Here is an 18,017-nt window from a genome sequence, read left to right as displayed (position 1 = left end):
TGATGAGAGTGAAATCGTTAAGCTGCATACCACACTTGGGAGGAGAGCCGTGAGGTTAGCAGAACAACACAAAAGATTAAGGGAGAACAACCCAAGCAGGCGGGCGTCTTTAAATTTCGATCGCGAAAACCCGACACGAAACACCGGAGGCGAAACTCGGATCACAGATAAGTTGCGTTTGTTTATGCTGATTTACTTACAACAGACCTGGTGCAAAGAAAAGCGATCGCAAAAATCTTGTTTGAGTTCTTGCCTTCTACTCGTCTTTGCGATGACCGCCCTTGGCAACCATCAACCGTCAGTTATCGCTGCCGGGATACCCGGAGTGCAGCTACTTTCTCAGACGCTGCAGAGCGAGATTAACATACTGTACGTCAGCTCGATCGGGGGCAGCGACACAGGAGGCAACGGCAGCGATCGAGCTCCGTTTAAAACCCTTACCTACGCCTTAAGCGTGGCCCCGCCCAAAACAGCTATTTTGCTAGCGCCCGGTACTTACAGCGAGCAAACCGGCGAAAAATTTCCATTAATGCTCAGGCCCAGCGTAACAGTTCAGGGAAATCCCAACACTCGCGGTCAGAATATTCTCATCAAAGGCGGAGGATACTTTATCAGTCCGACTTCGGCGGGTCAAAATATTGCGATTTTAGGCGCAGACGGGGCGGGACTCAGCGGGGTGACGGTGACGAATACCAACTCTCGCGGTTACGCTTTGTGGATCGAATCGAGTTCTCCGACAGTTGTTAACAATACTTTTTCTGGCAGCACTCACGACGGAATTTCGGTAGTGGGTACTTCCAGGCCGACGATTGGCGGGAATGTTTTCTCGAAAAATGGAGCTAACGGCATCACGATTTTTGGCAGTTCCCAGCCGGAAGTTCGAGATAATGTGTTTGAAAACACGGGATTTGGGGTAAATGTAGCGCAGAACGCTTCGCCTCTGCTGATTGGGAACAAAATTACTCGCAATAAGGACGGCGTAGTGGTGCAAGCTAATGCTAGACCGGTGCTGCGTAACAATTATATCGAGAGTAATCGGCGGGACGGAATTGTGGCGATATCGAGTTCTCTGCCGGATTTGGGAACAGCAGCCGAACCAGGGGGCAATGTCATTCGCAACAACGGCCAGTACGATGTGAACAATGCGGCCAAAGGTCAAGTAATCCCAGCTTACGGCAATCAATTGTCGAGCAGCCGGACGACGGGATCGGTTGATGTGGCGGGAACTTTTACCCCAGGGCCAATGGGGGGAAGTGCTTTGCAGCGTATAGCCGATCGACCTCCCAGCATCGGTGGCCCCGACACTTCTCTCCCTGTTTACACTCCTGGGCGACTAAGTCCCAGAGTTGAAAGAGCGCCACTTCCCCCGCCTGCGCCCGTTTCCAGGCGACCGGTGCAAAATCGACCCGCACCGCGAAGCGCCCAGCGCCAAGAGCTTTCTGGGAGGAATGTCGGTGCTTCATCGGTAGTCCCAGGGACAATCGCAATTCCTGTGCCCGATCCGAATTATCGATCTGTTTCAGAAATTTCGGTACAGCAATCAATGATTCCTCCCAATTTTGATAGTTCGAGTTCGGTTTCTTCCGAGGGGAGATTGCCGGTTCCGGGCCGCAACATTCCGATCGGAAGGGGCGGCTATGTACCTGCTGCTTTAGGGGGGAATTCTTGGCCTGATGCCGCGGATAATTCGCCGTCATTCGATCGAGCCAGAGCTTTGGGTTTCCGGTATCGAGTTGTGGTGGATGCCAACAGTTGGGGCGATCGACAAAAAATGCAATCCCTCGTTCCCGGTGCTTTTCGCTCTTTTTCCAGCGGACGACCGGTGATCCAAGCCGGTGCTTTTCGGGAACGCGAAAAAGCTGAGGAATTGCTAGAAATGCTCAGCGCTAACGGTTTGAATGCTCAAATTGAAGAAATTAAATAGTTATTGGGCATTGGGAATTGGGCATTGGGAATTGGGCATTGGGCATTGGGAATTGGGCATTGGGAATATCCTTTCCGGCTAAGCTGTTCGGCATTTAAAGGAGGTTAACCAATAACCAATAACCAATAACCAACAACAAAATTTTAGGGCCTAGCATATCGGATGCCAGACCCTAAAAACTTTGTAAATTAAGTTGATTCAAGTGGGATTTTAGCTCTACTGAGTTTCAGCAAACTACAACTAAGGTGGACTTTTTTGCAACTACTCTGGAGACGAGCTAGCTATCAGCGGAGTCTATTCAGACTTCTGTGTTTGACTGTGCGATCGCAACTTTTGATTCATGCAATAGCCTCAAGCTATCTAACCAATACGAATCGCAATATCAACCTTTCTTTGCTAATAAGCTACACGGTTCAGGCGTTGCCTGCGGACTAGAGCCGATCGGGACAAATACTCTAATTCCAAATTTTTTATCCAAGTTTTTTGTGCTTCTTGGTTTTGCCCCTCATGTTTTTAAGTTAACACCAACTCCGCCCATAAAAACACTTTGTTTACCAAACTTGACACTTTTTGATGTGATGAAATACTTCCCAAATCGATTATTAACAATTTGTAAAATTAGTAGGTCGCACAATGTGCAGTTTGCTAATAAAATCTCGACTTTGGGGATATCAGAAACCGGGTTTTTTTACAAAAATACGGCGTTACATCCAGAGTTATAGGTAAAAAACCCGGTTTCTTGAGTCTTGCTGCGTCCAAGACTCTACACCTTGCTGTCAACGCAGCAGAGCTTCCCAAGTTGCGCGACCGACAATGCCGTCTGCTGGCAATTGGTATTGTCGCTGAGCCGCCTTGACAGCAGCTTGAGTTTCCGGGCCAAACACGCCGTCAGCACTCACCCGCAAAAATCCCTTGGCCCGCAGCCGCTCTTGCAAATCTCTGACTGCCGGCCCCCGCATTCGTCTTCTTAAAACAGGAAAATTGGTTGGCTGCGCTTCGGGGCTAATCTCTGAGTTGTCGCCAGTTACAGGATCGTTGGCGATCGGGTTTTCGATCGCGCTCGGAGTCGCAGGAAACAGCCGATTCCAAGTATCTTGACCGACTATGGCGTCGGGAGGCAAGCCTGCTGCTTCCTGAAACTGAGACACAGCTCTAGCGGTGCTTTGTGAGAAAATCCCGTCTACAGAGCCAGTATAAAAGCCCAACAATTGAAGAGCAGCTTGGAGTTCGATCACTTCCGAGCCGCGGCTGCCCAATTTGATTGCGGGGCGGACGATCGCACCTGTTTGAGCGATCCGGCTGTTGCTGTTAACTTGTTCGGAGGTAGGTAGCTGTGCGACAGCAGGAGTAGGGGCGATCGAGCCTATTGCCAATAAACCGCACAAACTCCAGCCAAAGAGCAAACTCGGAACCTCGCGGGCGTCATTCCAGCTTGCTGTCAAGTTTTGGGACATTGGGAATTCGACCTCTGCAAAACTGGTAGCGATCGTACATCAAATCTGGAAAAAATTGGGAATTTCGGCAACGAGCAATCTACGGGATGTAACCGATGGATGTTAAGCCAATAAGTCAAGCGTGAAGTTCGGCAACGCATTGGCAAGGGAGAATTTAACGGATGGATGTTAAGCCAACAAGTCAAGCGTGAAGATTTTTCCCAATCTCCCCCTCTCCCCCTCTCCCAATCTCCCCCTCTCCCCATCTCCCCCTCTCCCCATCTTCCCCTCTCCCAATCTCCCCCTCTCCCAATCTCCCCCTCTCCCCCTCTCCCCCTCTCCCCCTCTCCCCTTCCCTTTCCTAAAAAAAATTTATAAATAATATCCTGAAAACCCCGCGACTTTAGTCCGGGGATGAAAGGGGCAAGGAGGCTTTAGCCTCCCAGTCTATTTTCTTAGATTTCAGGATGGCGCTGTAGAGTAAAGCTATGTAAATCTTTGTGAACCCTCAGAGTAAGGTTAAGCCAATGCTGCTAGCATAAGACTATCGTGATCAGGTCGAAGTCATGTTAGTTTTCGAGTTCAAAGCATACGGTAAAAAGCAGCAATTTGACGCTGTAAACGAAGCAATTAGAACGGTGCAGTTCATCCGAAACAAAGCATTGCGGTTTTGGATGGAAAACGAAAATGTCGATAAATACGCATTGAACAAGTATAGCGCTGTTTTAGCTAAGGAATGGACGTTTTGCGATGACTTGAATAGCATGGCTCGACAATCTAGCTCAGAAAGAGCGTGGTCGGCGATCTCCCGATTCTACGACAACTGTAAAAAGAAAGTCCCAGGAAAAAAAGGATTCCCGCAATTCCAGAAAGACAACCGATCCGTCGAGTACAAGACTACGGGATGGCGCTTGGCAGACGACCGAAAATCCATCACTTTTACCGACAAGCAAGGAATCGGGAAGCTCAAATTAAAAGGAACACGCGACTTACATTTCTATCAGCGTAGTCAAATTAAGCGAGTACGTTTGGTGAGACGGGCAGACGGATATTATGTCCAGTTTTGCATTCAAGTTAACCGTTCTGAAAAGACTGAAGTCACAGGTAACGCCATCGGGTTAGACGTAGGAATTAAAGAGTTCTACACAGACTCAAATGGGGTTGCAATTGAGAACCCGCGTTTCCTCCGCAAGGGAGAACGCAGGTTGAAAAAATCCCAAAGACGAGTCTCAAAGCGAGTCAAGGGTTCACAAAACAGAAAAAAAGCTAGAGCGATTCTAGGGAAGCGCCACCTCAAAATAAGTAGACAGCGTAAAGATTTTGCCGTGAAGTTAGCAAGATGCGTCATCCAGTCTAACGACTGTGTAGCCTACGAAGACTTGAGGATCAAAAATATGGTGAAGAATCACTCTTTAGCAAAATCGATTAACGACGCATCTTGGTATATGTTCCGAATTTGGTTGGAGTATTTCGGCAAAGTATTCGGAAGAATTACGATTGCCGTACCAGCTAACGGAACAAGTCAAGAATGCTCTAGCTGCGGAACAATTGTTAAGAAAAGTCTATCAACACGAACCCACGCTTGTCGGTGTGGATGCGTATTAGATCGTGACTGGAACGCAGCTAAAAACATCCTAAGTCGGGGATTAAGTACGACGGGGCACGTCGGAACTAGGATCTTAGATCCGAACGCTTGTGGAGAATTGACCGCTACCGATGTTGAAGTAATTCTGCATCGGCAAGTTGATTCTGCGAATCAAGAATCCCCTCGGCTTTAGCCAGGGGAGTGTCAACCCCTGAAATAGCTGCAATTGGCAAAAAAACTGCTAGATTGCCCTACAGAAAACATTGAACCGCGTTCATTGGGCCCCAGCAACACCATGTCCGAATTCAGAACCGCCAGCCAAATAGACATCGGCAACGTCAACATCGGGAACTTCCAAGTCGGCAGCATCAGCGGCACTAAATACAACGATTTTAACGCCAACGGCCTCCCAGATCCCGGAGAAGTCCCCATTCCCAACTGGCAAATCTACCTCGACCTCAACAACAACGGCCAGCTTGAGTTTAACGAACCTTCCACCCTCACAAACCCGCAAGGCAACTACATCTTCGCCAACCTGCCACCGGGCACTTACCAAGTTAGGGAAGTCCAGCAGCCGAACTTTCGCCAAACTACCCCAAATCCCGCACCCATCACAATTACCAGTGGCACAAACGCTGGCAATATCAATTTTGGCAACAACTTCAACGCAGGGACGATCGCAGGCACAAAATTCAACGACATCAACAACAACAGCAGCCGAGATCCTGGGGAACAAGGGCTAGCTAACTGGCAAATTTACCTCGACCTCAACCGCAACAACAGGCTAGACGGCGACGAACCTTTTACCTTTACAAACGTTGAAGGCAATTACGCTTTTGTCAATATTCCCGCAGATACATATTTGGTGAGAGAAGTCCAGCAACCGGGTTTTCTTCAAACCACGCCTGACCCCGGCCCGGTTAACGTTACTTCCAACGCCACTGTCAACAACATCAATTTTGGCAATGTCTTTTTTGTCGGCAGCATCAGCGGTGTCAAGTTCAACGACCTCAATGCCAACAGCGTCCGAGATGCGACAGACCCGCCTCTGACCAACTGGCAAATTTACCTCGACCTCAACGGCAACGGCAGCTTTGATCCGGGCGAACCCAACACCATCACCAACCCGCAAGGGAACTACACTTTTGCCAATGTTTCTCCCGGCAGATATTTGGTCAGGGAAATCCAGCAACCAGGATGGGTACAGACTACGCCAAATCCAGGCCCGATCGACATCACCGGCAATACCAACGCAGTCGGCGTCAATTTCGGCAACAATTTTCCCACCGGCAGCATCAGCGGCTTCAAGTTCAACGACCTCAACGCTAACGGTATCAACGAACCGACGGAACCGAGAGTTGCCAACTGGCCGATTTACGTTGATTTCAACAACAACGGCAGTTTAGATCCGGGCGAACCTTCGACTTTAACCAACCCCGAAGGTAATTTCTCTTTTATCAATTTGCCTCCAGGAACCTATGTCGTGAGGGAAGTCCCGCAGCCCGGTTTTCAACAAACCACGCCAAATCCGACTCCGATTAGCGTGGGCAACGGCACAAATGCCACTAATCTCAGCTTTGGCAATGTATTGGTGACTGGCACGATCAGCGGTGTGAAATTTAACGATTTTAACGCCAACGGCCGCCTAGATCCTGGGGAACCGCCGATCGCCAATACTCAAATTTACATCGACCTCAACAACAACAGCAGTTTAGATCCGGGTGAAGCGAGTACCTTAAGCGACCTTGAGGGCAATTACAGTTTCCGTAACGTTCCGGTAGGTAGTTATGTTGTCAGGGAAGTTCCGCCCCCCGGTTTTATTCAAACTACTCCGCCTGCGGTGGTTGTTGTCTCGGCAGAGATTCGGGCCAGCAGCATCGATTTGGTAACGGGAGAGGCTGAGGGTAGGGCGGCTAAATCCTGGAAGGGCGACCCGCTGACGGATGCCAACAGCTATACCGGACCCGAACCTGCAGGTAATATGAGGGCCGATAGCTTGCTTTTGAGCCAGGGTCATGATAGCGATCGAATTAGTAAATTTTTGAGTGATGGATTTTTTGCAAATTTAGGCAATATTCCTAACTTTGGGCAACAGAATTTAGGTTTGAATCATAATGCACAAATCGGTAAATTTGTCAATAGAAATGAATTAATTAATGGGGCGATCGCTCACTCGTTTGTGCAGATGGGCGCGAGAGATTTCTCGGTTATGTAGGGTGACACAAAAGTCGATCGCCCCACATCCCAAACCGCAGATAAAAATTAGGAAGAGGTTAAAGGGCGATCGCGTGATACCCTATTGTTGGCAACCTCCAACGCATAGCCAGAGTTCCGGGAAGCCCAAAGCTGGCTTGTATATGAGGAGCAAGATTCAGAGGTAGTATCATACCTGTTTTTAGGAATAATCAGACAATTCCCCAAGTGCGATCGCCCTCGTGGCCAGGTCGCTCAATTCACAGAGGTTCAGTGAATCTTAACGTTGTTCCAGCTCTAAACAGCAAGTGTCCACGGGCAGAAGAACTCAGGGCGCAAATCTTGAAGATATTGCGCTCAAATTGCCACAGCTATTCAAAACCTGATATAATCTCGTGCGACAAAGCTGGAGTAAGCCGGAGGTTAGATGAGGAACCTTTGAGCAACGTAGACGTATGTATGATTGAGTAGCGATCGTCAGTCGCTAGCAGCAGCTAACTGCTGATTGACAAAGTGATACAGTAGCCTGTAGCTTACGTAGATTTAGGTGTGAAGGAAAAGAAAATCATGGCAGAAGAAAGAATAGCTAGTCAGGTACTTCCTGTATTACCCCCAATAGTGCTACCGCCAACCATCAATTTTGGCAACGCTCCTGCGGGTATCCAGGGTACCAAGTTCAATGACCTCAACGGCAACGGCGTTCGAGAACCGGGCGAACCGGGACTGCGCGATGTCCAAATCTTTATTGACACCAATAACAACACCACTGTCGATCCAGGTGAACCCTCGACGCTGACAAACGCCAGCGGAAACTTCGTATTTCCAGGCTTGCTTCCAGGCACCTATACAGTCCGGGAAATCTCGCCACCCAGATTCACCCCGACAACTCCCAACCCAGTCGTCGTCACCCTCGCGGGAACTAATGCCACAGTGTTGTTCGGCAATGCTCCCATCGAGGGCGGTCAGATTATTGGCTGCAAATACCTCGACGTAGACAACGACGGCTTTCGAGACGGGAGTGAACCCCCGATGGAAAACGTCAGAATCTATATCGATGCCAACAACAACGGTCAGCTAGATGCAGGGGAACGCACTACCTTAACCGATAGAAACGGCGAGTTCCGATTCACTGATTTGCCGGCTGGGCAGTACCGGATTCGGGAAGAGCGCGCCAACGGGCCGGGCACTGAACCGTTAGAAAGAGATTTTCCCCAAAGCACCCCCCCCGGTAGCACCCCCCTGCTTGACGTGAACCTCGGCCCTGGCGAAATCTGGGCCTGCGCTCAAGTAGGCAACACTCCCCTGTACGAAATCCCGATCTTCAAATTCCGGGACGACAATGCCAACGGCATACAAGATGGAGGCGAAGTTCCCCTCTCAGGCATCCCGTTCATCCTCGATTTGAACCGGAACGGCAGGACAGACGCGGGCGAACCGCAGGTGTTCACTGGCCCTGATGGTAGGGCTACCTTCAGAGATTTGAAAGCTGGCAGTTACTCGGTATTGGAAACCTTTGAAACATTCATACCCAACCAGCCGCCAATTAACACTACCCAGAACCCGGTAGAAGTTACAGCCCCAGGCGCCCTATCGCGGCAGCAGGGAACACTGCCTTTCATAGTCGCAGATGATAGTGTTCCAGGCGGCCAGCGGATCGTTGCGGCGAACTTCCCGCCCCCCTTCCCGCCGGTCAACCCCGAACCCGCAGTCTTCTTCACCCCGATTTTGGTAAATCCAGGTAGCGGTGCTGTCGGGAATACGCGCCCTAACATCACGGTCTTCAAATACAACGATCAGAACGCTAATGGTCGTTACGAACCGGCCAACACTCTACAGGAAGTGGGCATTCCCGGCATCACGGTGTACCTTGACGCCAACGACAACGGCGCCCTCGACACAGGGGAACAGTCGCTAGTAACTGATGCCAACGGGCGCGGTGCTTTCACCAACCTGGAACCGGGCAATTATGTGGTTCGGGAAGTGCCGCAAGCTGGTTTTAGTCCAACTACTCCGGATCGGGTGCAGTTCAACCTCAGCACTCAAGATGCCAACGTCGTCTTTGGCAACACCCCCAACAGCCGCATCACTGGGTGCAAATTCCAAGACTTGAACGGCAACGGCTACCGAGACGGCTTTGAAACGCCGATCGCAGGAGTCACAATCTTCCTCGACACCAACGGTAACGACGCCCTTGATGACGGAGAAGCAAGTACCGTCAGCGATCAGTTCGGTCGCTGGGAGTTTGGCAATTTGACCCCCGGTATTTACCGAGTCCGGGAAGTGGTTCCTTCCAATTCTTTCCAAACTACTCAACCACTGGACATCGTTCTGGGGGCCAACCAAACGTTTACTTGTGCTTTGGTGGGCAACGGCCAGTTCTTTAACTTGATAGTTCCCAAATTCCGGGACGACAACCGCAACGGCGTGCAAGATCAGGGTGAGCCTCCTTTGGAGGGCATCCCATTCACTTTGGATTTGAACCGGAACGGCCGCTACGATGCTGCTACCGAGCCTCTGGTAAGGAGTGATGCGACTGGTACTGCCCTGTTCACCAATTTAGCTCCGGGCAACTACTCGGTATTGGAAGTTTTCAACGATCCGAATGTTCCCAACCAGTTCCCGATTCCGACAGGGCCTAACCCTGTTACGTTCTCTGTGCCGGGGCCAAATACTTTTGTAACGCCGATCGTGCCGGCGCCAGTACCGACGGAACAAGGAATAGCTATTCGGAGCATCGATCCGCTGACTGGCGACACGGGTGTGATTGATACTCCAGATAGTCTGACTAACGTCAGTGGCTCAGTCGCTCCACAAGTCAGCTTTGACAACTCGATCGTACTTGAGAATGCTGGTGCGGCTAATATTATTGGCAAGAAGTTGGAAGAGGGGGCACAGGCTGCGATCCTACCGTTTTTAGCAGCTCAGCGTGATGAATCATTGTTCGTCGGTGCTCCTGAGCCTACGAATTTGCTGTTTTAATCTTAAGTTAGGTTTCTAGTTCGAGACTCAGCAATTAGCAACTAGCTTCTTTAAAAAGCACGTCAAATGATGTTTTGACGTGCTTTTTGCTGTTTTGACAATAATTAGAGGCTCGCGGGGCGGGTTTATCGATTTCTTTAATTACCGGAAATATTTTTCGTGAAACCCGCCTCTACAACAAATATATCCCGATGCTCGTAGGGGCGCGTTTTACCGACAATCTTTGAGGAAAACTCACAATTTATATAAACCAGCCCGCCACAATCATGGGATCGGCTGACGGGTTTATTTATCTCTTTAATTACTGTCTTTAGTCGTAGAGCGCGATCAGCAAAAAGAGCGATTCCCTAGTGACAGAAAACCTTTATTTATAGAGGTAGAACTTAGAGGAATTTTTTATGCCAACCGAACAGAAGATTAATCCGGCTCAACATCAAGAACAGCAACCCGGTATTGAATCCGAGATGACTCCACAACCTCAATCCTTCGCGGAGGGATATCGTGGTAGCGACAAATTGCGCGACAAAGTAGCCTTAATTACCGGCGGAGACAGTGGGATCGGGCGCGCCGTGGCGATCGCCTTTGCCAAGGAAGGCGCTAACGTGGTCATCAGCTATCTTAACGAAGATGATGATGCTAAAAAGACCAAAGAGGCGATCGAACAACAAGGCCAGCGCTGTATGGCGATCGCCGGCGACATCGGCGATGAAAGCGTCTGCCAAAACCTTGTAGAACAAACAGTTAAAGAATTTGGCCATCTCGACATCCTCGTCAACAACGCCGCCGAACAGCATCCCCAAGAAAGCATCGAAAACATCACCGCCGAACAATTAGAGCGCACCTTCCGCACCAACATTTTCTCGATGTTTTATCTCACCAAAGCCGCTCTCAAACACCTCAAAGAAGGAAGTGCAATTATCAACACTACCTCTGTCACCGCTTACAAAGGCAATCAACAATTGTTAGATTACTCCTCCACCAAAGGAGCAATTGTTGCCTTTACTCGCTCCTTGTCTCAAAGTTTAGCTGAGAAAGGAATTCGCGTCAACGGAGTCGCCCCCGGCCCGATTTGGACGCCTCTAATTCCTGCAACTTTCCCTGAAGAAAAAGTGGAAAAATTTGGTGCAGACACGGCATTGGGACGCGCCGGTCAACCCGATGAAGTTGCCCCCAGCTACGTGTTTTTAGCTTCAAAAGATTCGTCTTACATGACTGGTCAAATTTTGCATCCCAACGGCGGTTCTGTGATTAATGGCTAGAAATAATAGATACCCGTAGGGACACTCCAAGAGCCCATTAGTGTCAACTTAACGTCAAACCCTTTCAGAGACTGCTGTTTGACTATTAAGCCTAGATCCCCCCTAGCCCCCCTTAAGAAGGGGGGGACAAGAGTGCAGTCAAAGTCAACCCCTACTCCCCTTCTTAAGGGGGATTTAGGGGGATCTAGACTTGGCATAAAACCCATATTTCTCAAGGGTTTTAGTCTTAAGTTGACACCAATGGGCACGGCGCCGTGTCCCTACTGTATCTACTTCATAAACCTGCGATACGCTGTATATTGAACATTTGTGATTTTAGATATTAGATAAAACAGTAATCCCGCCACGTTGGTAGCGGGATTGATAGGTTGCAGTTTAGCTAGTTTTTAGCTCAGCTAGAGCTACAATTAGCTCGCTGCTAAATTATTTCAGGTTAGCCATTTCTTGCTGCATTGTGCTTTTGGCTGCTTTGAATTGAGTAGCCATTTGTTCCATTTGCGCTTCGCTCAAGTTGCGGCGAATTTGAGCGAACATATCGCTTTCTTCTTCTTTAACGTGCTCCTGAACTGCTGTTTGGAGCTGTTTGATTTGGGCTTTGAAATCAGAAGAACTGGGGTTCATTGACTTAATCTTGGCGAGCATTTGCTTCATTTCTGCTTGCTCGTTGTACAGTTCTTGAGTGTTGCTGTAGTAGCTGCGAATTGCTGGGTAAACAATTTGTTCTTCTGCTTCTGCGTGGACGCTTAAATCTTTGTACAACTGACCGAAGAATTCTTGCAGTTTTTTCGGATCGTCGGTGCTTGCGATTTCCATAAAGAGGGTATCGGCTTTCCGGTGATCCATGGTGAGGATTTCGGTGATGTTCATCTCATCTTTGCTGCGGGTAACTGCACCGCCGATGATGCCGGTCATGGCGGCCATTGCATCTTGCACGCGAGCCCAAACGCCTTGGTCGGGGTCTTTGCCGGTCAGTTCGCGCACGCCTAAAATTTCGAGAACTCCTTTGAGTTGTTCTTGGTGAGCGCGGTTCTCAAAGTTAACTGTATTGAGCGGGGTAATGGCAGCTTCGATGTCGGCGCCGACTACTTGAGCGGCTTTGTGAATTAATAAGCCAGCCATGGTTTGTTTGTGTTTGAGCAGTTCGTGCTGAGCGACTTTTTCAAACATGGTCAGTTCAGAACCTTTCATGAGTTTCTGAACTTCTTCAATCATTTTTGTGCTGGTTTCTTTGGGCTCGGCTTGAATTCCGTATTGAACGATTACGGTTTCTAATACACCCAAGTTTTTGCGATCGTCTTCGAGCATATCCCGGAAGCGCTGGGCTAGTTCGGAGTCGTTACAGGAATTGATGAATAATTGCTCGTTGGCGATCAACAGGTTTTGCAGCGCTTTCATGTCTGCTAATTTAGTTGCGATCGCTTGGCGCTTGGTATCTTCTAAGGTAGCTACCATCTGTCGTTTCTCCTCTCAATGTCTTTAGTGTTCTTACATCTCTTAATTTATTGAAATATTCTGATAACATCCTCTTTCTCCCGACTGATTCATTAATATCCCGCGCAACCTATTGACTTTTGAGCAAAAAAATGGTAATTAATTAAGGCTAAGGTCGTTTTAAAAAAAATCTAAAATTACCCTTAATAACAACTGACAAGGGCCAACTGACAAGGGCCAACTGACAAGGGCCCAGTGACAACTGACTTTTGTATCAATTAATCCCGATCGCATAGCTGGAAGGCGCTACCATAGTTGCAGCCGAAGTTAACTAAAGTTTAAGAATAACTAGCTTGTCTCAACTGCTCACTGCTTTAGAGTTCCCAGCCAATGTCTGGAAGCTGAATAATGGGTTAACGGTCATTCACCAGCGGATTTCGGCCACACCGGTGGTCGCGCTAGACGTGTGGGTGAGGGCTGGCGCTACGCTGGAGCCGGATTCTTGGTCTGGAATGGCTCATTTTCTAGAACACATGATATTTAAAGGGACGGATTCGATCGCCCCTGGAGAATTTGACCAGGTAATCGAAAATCGCGGCGGTGTCGCCAATGCAGCTACAAGTCACGACTACGCCCATTTTTTCGTCAACGCTGCGGCCGATTATTTAGCAGAAACAGCGCAGCCGCTGGCAGAATTGCTACTGCGCGCTTCGATTCCCGATCAGGAATTCGATCGCGAGCGAGATGTGGTGCTAGAAGAAATCCGTCAAGCTCAAGACAATCCCGATTGGCTGGGTTTCCAAGCCATGATGGAAACAGTTTACCAGCGTCATCCCTACAGGCGATCGGTATTGGGCACGGAAGAGTTGCTGATGTCGCGAACTCCCCACGAAATGCGCTGTTTCCATCGATCGCACTATCAGCCGGAAAATATGACTGTGGTGGTAGTCGGGGGAATTGATGAAGAACAGGCTAGGGATGTCACGGGGAAAGCATTCGAGCAGTTTTCCGAGCGGTGGGATTGTCCCAAATTAACCGCAGAAGCGGAACCGCCACTGATAGAAATTCGCCGTCAGGAACTCTGTCTCCCCCGATTGGAACAAGCGCGGCTGATGATGGCCTGGACGGGGCCGGGAGTTGAACAGTTGCAAAGTGCTTGCGGCTTGGATTTGCTGTCGGTGTTGCTCGCAGACGGGCGGACTTCGCGTTTAGTCAGGGAACTGCGGGAAGAATTACAATTGGTAGAGGCGATCGACAGCACTTTCTCGTTGCAACGGGAATCGAGTTTATTTACTATCAGTGCAGTCTTGGAGGCGAAGGATATCGAACAGGTGGAATCTCGGATTTGCGATCGGCTTTGGGAATTGCAGTCTGAGCCGGTTTCCGAGGTAGAATTGCTTCGCTGTAAGCGTTTGCTGTGCAACGATTTTGCTTTCTCGCTCGAAACGCCGGGACAGTTAGCAGGTCTTTACGGATATTACAATACGATCGCCAGTGCCGAATTAGCGCTTAGCTATCCCACCAGGATTAAAGCATTTGGGCCATTAGACCTTCAGCGCCTAGCTCAACAATATCTCTCTCCCCGCCGCTACACGGCTGTGGTGCTAAAACCAATCTAATTGGTAAACGGGTAAAAATACATATATTTTTGGTACCGGAGAGATGTTCGGCATTTGTCCGGGGTTCTTTGTGCTTGTGGCGCACCCTAGGGGATAGAGGTTCGGCGTTTGTCCAGGGTTCTTTGTGCTTGTGGCACACCTTACAGGATAGATGTTGTTACATTTAGAGGTTGTGCGTCAGGCCCTGCCCGGTATGACATCATACAAGATGCAAATGGAAAATAGAAAAATGGCAATCAAGTAATTACCAATTACCCATTACCAATTACCCCTTACCCATTTTCAATTACCAATACTTCAGCTACTCTCAGTACAAGTTCCCAACTAAATTAACCATGAAAAATGAAATCCAGCGCACGGTTTTAGACAACGGTATTGTTGTCTTAGCAGCAGAAAATCCAGCAGCAGATATTATTGCAGCTAGGATATTCCTGCGGGCCGGCAGTCGCTACGTGCAGCCGGAACAAGCAGGATTGTGTCACTTGCTGTCGGCGGTAATGACTAAGGGAACCGATCGACTGTCTTCGCTGGAAATTGCCGAGCGTGTAGAATCGGTGGGAGCGAGGTTGAGTGCCGACTCTACTACAGACTATTTTTTAGTGAGTTTGAAGACGGTTTCTGCGGATTTTGAGGAGATTTTGGAGTTGGCGGCGCAATTGACGCGATCGCCGAATTTCCCGGAAGCTGAAGTCGAACTTGAACGCCGTATTGCCATATCAGCAATTCGATCGCAACAAGAACAGCCATTTGCGATCGCCTTCGAGCAATTGCGGCACGCGATGTACCAAGAACACCCCTATGCTTTCTCTCCCTTGGGCACGGAAGCTACTATGTCAAAGCTCACCAGAAACGAGCTCGAACAGTTCCACAAAACCTATTTCCGTCCCGATAATGTAGTTATTTCGGTAGCCGGCAGAATATCGACCGAAGATGCGATCGCCCTAATCGATCGAACTTTTGGGGACTGGAAAGCGCCTTTAACACCCCTGCCAACTTTAAGCGTCCCCCCCCTGTCACCCTCCCCTCAATCGGTCGTTACCGCGCAAGATACGCAGCAATCAGTGATTATGCTGGGCTACCTCGCACCCTCTGTCAAAAATCCCGACTACGCAGCGATTAAATTGCTGAATACTTATTTGGGTAACGGTTTGTCGAGCCGATTGTTTGTGGAATTGCGGGAAAAGCGGGGCTTGGCTTACGACGTTTCTGCGCTGTACGCGACGCGCTTGGACACGGCTCAGTTTGTCGTGTACATGGGTACGGCGCCGGAAAATACAACTACGGCTTTTGAAGGATTGCGTACAGAAGTCGATCGACTCGCCAACATCGAACTAAGCGAGGAAGAATTGCAAGCTTGCAAGAATAAAATGCTCGGTCAATATGCTTTAGGAAAACAAACTAATTCGCAAATTGCCCAAGTTTTAGGTTGGTACGAAATTTTGGGATTGGGAATTAAATTTGACCAGCAGTTTCAAGAAGAAATTGCACAGGTGACAGCTTCACAAGCGCGGGATGCTGCTAAGAAATATTTTGTAGAACCGTATATTTCTTTGGTGGGCCCGGAGGCGGCGATTACAGAGTTGGGTGTAGTGGCTGTTTGTTAAGTAGGAAATTGGCGATCGAACTTTTCAAAAGTTCGATCGATGCGATCGCTATTTCTAGGAATGTAAAATGAATGTTTCGCGTTGGGGCGTAAGAGATGAAAATGGGGCATAGGGCATAGGGCATAGGGTAATGGGGCATCGGTAACGGTTTGATCCGTCACACATCGCGTATTCAATCTGATAGACATCTCCCATAATTCTTGTGGAACAGGCAGGATGCCTGTTCAAAACAGGCTTTTTAGGAGATGTCTGATATACTAAAAGAATTGATTGGGCTAAGTTGAGCTATGACCATTGCGATCGACCAACCAATACAACAGAAGCCACTCAGCTTTGACGAGTTTATCGCCCGTTATGGTGGCGATAACCGCTATGAACTGATCGATGGAGAAGTATTCGACTTGGAAGCAACAGGCCCTCATGAGGAGGTTGCAGCCTTCATTACCACAAAAATCTGTGTCCAGATCGATGGAACAGGCTTACCTTGGTTTGTCCTTCAGCGGGGACTATTGCGCCCTTCAAATATTGGTATGACAGCATTTCGACCTGATGTTGCAGTTGTCGATCGAGATGAACTTACCAAAGAACTGTTTTGGTCTGACGAGTCGATCCTGACACTGGGTAGTTCGATTAAATTTGTGGCAGAAGTTGTTAGTAGCAACTGGCAAAATGATTATTCCCGTAAGGTCGAAGACTACGCAGTTTTAGGTATTCCTGAATATTGGATTGCAGACTACGCAGGATTAGGTGGTACTCAACACATTGGGAAGCCCAAACAACCCACCCTCTCTATCTGCACTTTAGTGAATGGGGAATATCAAATTCAGCAGATTCGGGGCAATCAGACCATCGTCTCTCTAACTTTCCCAGATTTAAAACTGACTGCTGAACAGGTGTTGATGGCTGGCAGGTAAAATCACTACAACACGTAGGATATATTAGGATATATTCTTCAGATAAAAATAGGTTTAGCCACAAGGTTTCAGTAGACCGTTCGCGATCAATCTAATTCCTTTGCAACGTAGGGTTATGCTGAGTGCTGAGTTTTATTATTCTCTATATATTGGCGTAAAACGTTATTAATTAAAGTTTTATACTGTGAGTCTTGAGCCTCACACCACTGCTTCACATCTGGATCGAGCGGAACTAAGGATCGCGAATTAAATAACTTACAATTTTAATTGTTATTGTGGGATGGGCTCTTATAGCCCGTCCAAAAAAGACGGGCGGGACGCCCATCCCACTTTCAAGAGTGGAAGTTATTTAATTCTCATTCCTTATTATCCGAAGATACCTGCGCTACAACCGAAAAAACCTAGTGAGACTTCAATTGAACCTTTTGTGTTCCCGATCGGTCTAAATTCAAGACAGACCCATCAGGTCTAATTTATATGTACTTAGTAAAGCACTTTCAGATAAAAAAAGAGCTGACTCCCTGGCTTAGCGGACTCCTCGCCGCTTCCCTGCTGGCAGGAGTCGGCTACACAGCTTACAGCCAACTCACAGTCAAATCCAGCCGCGAAACCAGGCGCCAGGAAAAAACCGTTGCTGTCGAAAGGGTGAACCTGCCGATTACAATTTCGGCAAACGGCACAATTGTGCCCGAACGTTCCGTTAACGTCAGCCCCAAAACTTCAGGAATGCTCAAAAGTTTGCTTGTCAAGGAAGGAGATAGGGTTGAACAAGGGCAGATTCTCGCCTACATGGACGACTCCAACCTTCAGGGGCAACTTACCCAAACTCGCGGACAACTCGCAGCCGCAGAAGCAAACCTGGAAAAATTGGTCAACGGCACTCGAACCCAGGACATTGCCGTGGCTAAGGCAGTGTTAGCAGAACAACAAGCAAGTCTGGAAAAATTGCTCAACGGCAATCGAAGCCAGGATATTGCCGTAGCTGAGGCAGCGTTAGCTGAACAACAAGCAAGTCTGGAAAAATTGCTCAACGGCAATCGAAGCCAGGATATTGCCGTAGCTGAGGCAGCGTTAGC

Annotated in this window: 11 protein-coding genes; 9 read left to right on the top strand and 2 right to left on the bottom strand. The window is 48.7% G+C overall.

All coding sequences use genetic code 11. From position 1 onward, the window contains the following. Positions 1-49 precede the first annotated feature (49 nt). Positions 50-1,924, top strand: a complete 1,875-nt coding sequence (locus tag QT984_RS09890) for a DUF1565 domain-containing protein (protein WP_333052052.1) — start codon at positions 50-52, stop codon at positions 1,922-1,924. Between the two features lie 776 nt (positions 1,925-2,700). On the opposite strand, the gene QT984_RS09885 is transcribed toward QT984_RS09890, so the two are convergent. Then, positions 2,701-3,378: a peptidoglycan-binding protein gene (locus QT984_RS09885; protein ID WP_333052055.1), complete on the bottom strand. Its 678-nt coding sequence runs from the start codon at positions 3,376-3,378 to the stop codon at positions 2,701-2,703. 545 nt (positions 3,379-3,923) lie between these two features. Between QT984_RS09885 and QT984_RS09880 the strand changes: the two genes are divergently transcribed. From QT984_RS09880 to QT984_RS09865, 4 genes are all read left to right on the top strand, one after another. Next, positions 3,924-5,135, top strand: coding sequence for a transposase (locus QT984_RS09880; RefSeq protein WP_333052058.1), 1,212 nt, complete (start codon positions 3,924-3,926; stop codon positions 5,133-5,135). Positions 5,136-5,237: 102 nt separating this feature from the next. Continuing rightward, positions 5,238-7,157, top strand: coding sequence for an SdrD B-like domain-containing protein (locus QT984_RS09875; protein WP_333270782.1), 1,920 nt, complete (start codon positions 5,238-5,240; stop codon positions 7,155-7,157). A 545-nt stretch (positions 7,158-7,702) separates the two neighbouring features. Then, the gene (locus QT984_RS09870; protein WP_333270785.1) at positions 7,703-10,114 is read left to right on the top strand and encodes an SdrD B-like domain-containing protein; all 2,412 of its coding nucleotides are present in this window, start codon (positions 7,703-7,705) and stop codon (positions 10,112-10,114) included. 398 nt (positions 10,115-10,512) lie between these two features. After that, entirely contained in the window at positions 10,513-11,373 is an 861-nt protein-coding gene (locus QT984_RS09865) for an SDR family oxidoreductase (protein WP_333052065.1), read from the top strand. A 423-nt stretch (positions 11,374-11,796) separates the two neighbouring features. Here QT984_RS09865 and QT984_RS09860 read toward each other — a convergent pair whose 3' ends face one another. After that, complete coding sequence (locus QT984_RS09860) at positions 11,797-12,825, bottom strand: hemerythrin domain-containing protein (RefSeq protein ID WP_333052069.1); 1,029 nt, start codon at positions 12,823-12,825, stop codon at positions 11,797-11,799. A gap of 332 nt (positions 12,826-13,157) precedes the next feature. Here QT984_RS09860 and QT984_RS09855 point away from each other — a divergent pair, with 332 nt between their 5' ends. The 4 genes from QT984_RS09855 to QT984_RS09840 form a co-directional block, all read left to right on the top strand. Continuing rightward, positions 13,158-14,423 (top strand): pitrilysin family protein, encoded by a 1,266-nt coding sequence (locus QT984_RS09855; protein WP_333373866.1) that lies wholly within the window; start codon positions 13,158-13,160, stop codon positions 14,421-14,423. 335 nt (positions 14,424-14,758) lie between these two features. Further along, positions 14,759-16,027: a pitrilysin family protein gene (locus QT984_RS09850; protein ID WP_333052073.1), complete on the top strand. Its 1,269-nt coding sequence runs from the start codon at positions 14,759-14,761 to the stop codon at positions 16,025-16,027. A 287-nt stretch (positions 16,028-16,314) separates the two neighbouring features. Then, positions 16,315-16,941 (top strand): Uma2 family endonuclease, encoded by a 627-nt coding sequence (locus tag QT984_RS09845; RefSeq protein WP_333052076.1) that lies wholly within the window; start codon positions 16,315-16,317, stop codon positions 16,939-16,941. Between the two features lie 477 nt (positions 16,942-17,418). Beyond that, a partial coding sequence (locus QT984_RS09840; RefSeq protein WP_333373864.1) for a biotin/lipoyl-binding protein occupies positions 17,419-18,017 on the top strand: 599 nt, incomplete at its 3' end.

Origin of the sequence: Microcoleus sp. Z1_B2 (genome assembly GCF_036700325.1) — a bacterium.
In the GTDB taxonomy this organism is placed as follows: Bacteria; Cyanobacteriota; Cyanobacteriia; order Cyanobacteriales; family Microcoleaceae; genus Microcoleus.
Note: the sequence above shows the minus strand (reverse complement) of the source record. Positions and strands in the feature narration are given on the sequence as shown.

What these genes read in the sequence shown, in the direction of transcription:
- QT984_RS09870 (WP_333270785.1), top strand. Translation starts at nt 7,703, where the DNA reads ATGGCAGAAGAAAGAATAGCTAGTCAGGTACTTCCTGTATTACCCCCA.
- QT984_RS09860 (WP_333052069.1), bottom strand. Translation starts at nt 12,825, where the DNA reads ATGGTAGCTACCTTAGAAGATACCAAGCGCCAAGCGATCGCAACTAAA.
- QT984_RS09850 (WP_333052073.1), top strand. Translation starts at nt 14,759, where the DNA reads ATGAAAAATGAAATCCAGCGCACGGTTTTAGACAACGGTATTGTTGTC.
- QT984_RS09875 (WP_333270782.1), top strand. Translation starts at nt 5,238, where the DNA reads ATGTCCGAATTCAGAACCGCCAGCCAAATAGACATCGGCAACGTCAAC.
- QT984_RS09865 (WP_333052065.1), top strand. Translation starts at nt 10,513, where the DNA reads ATGCCAACCGAACAGAAGATTAATCCGGCTCAACATCAAGAACAGCAA.
- QT984_RS09845 (WP_333052076.1), top strand. Translation starts at nt 16,315, where the DNA reads ATGACCATTGCGATCGACCAACCAATACAACAGAAGCCACTCAGCTTT.
- QT984_RS09880 (WP_333052058.1), top strand. Translation starts at nt 3,924, where the DNA reads ATGTTAGTTTTCGAGTTCAAAGCATACGGTAAAAAGCAGCAATTTGAC.
- QT984_RS09885 (WP_333052055.1), bottom strand. Translation starts at nt 3,378, where the DNA reads ATGTCCCAAAACTTGACAGCAAGCTGGAATGACGCCCGCGAGGTTCCG.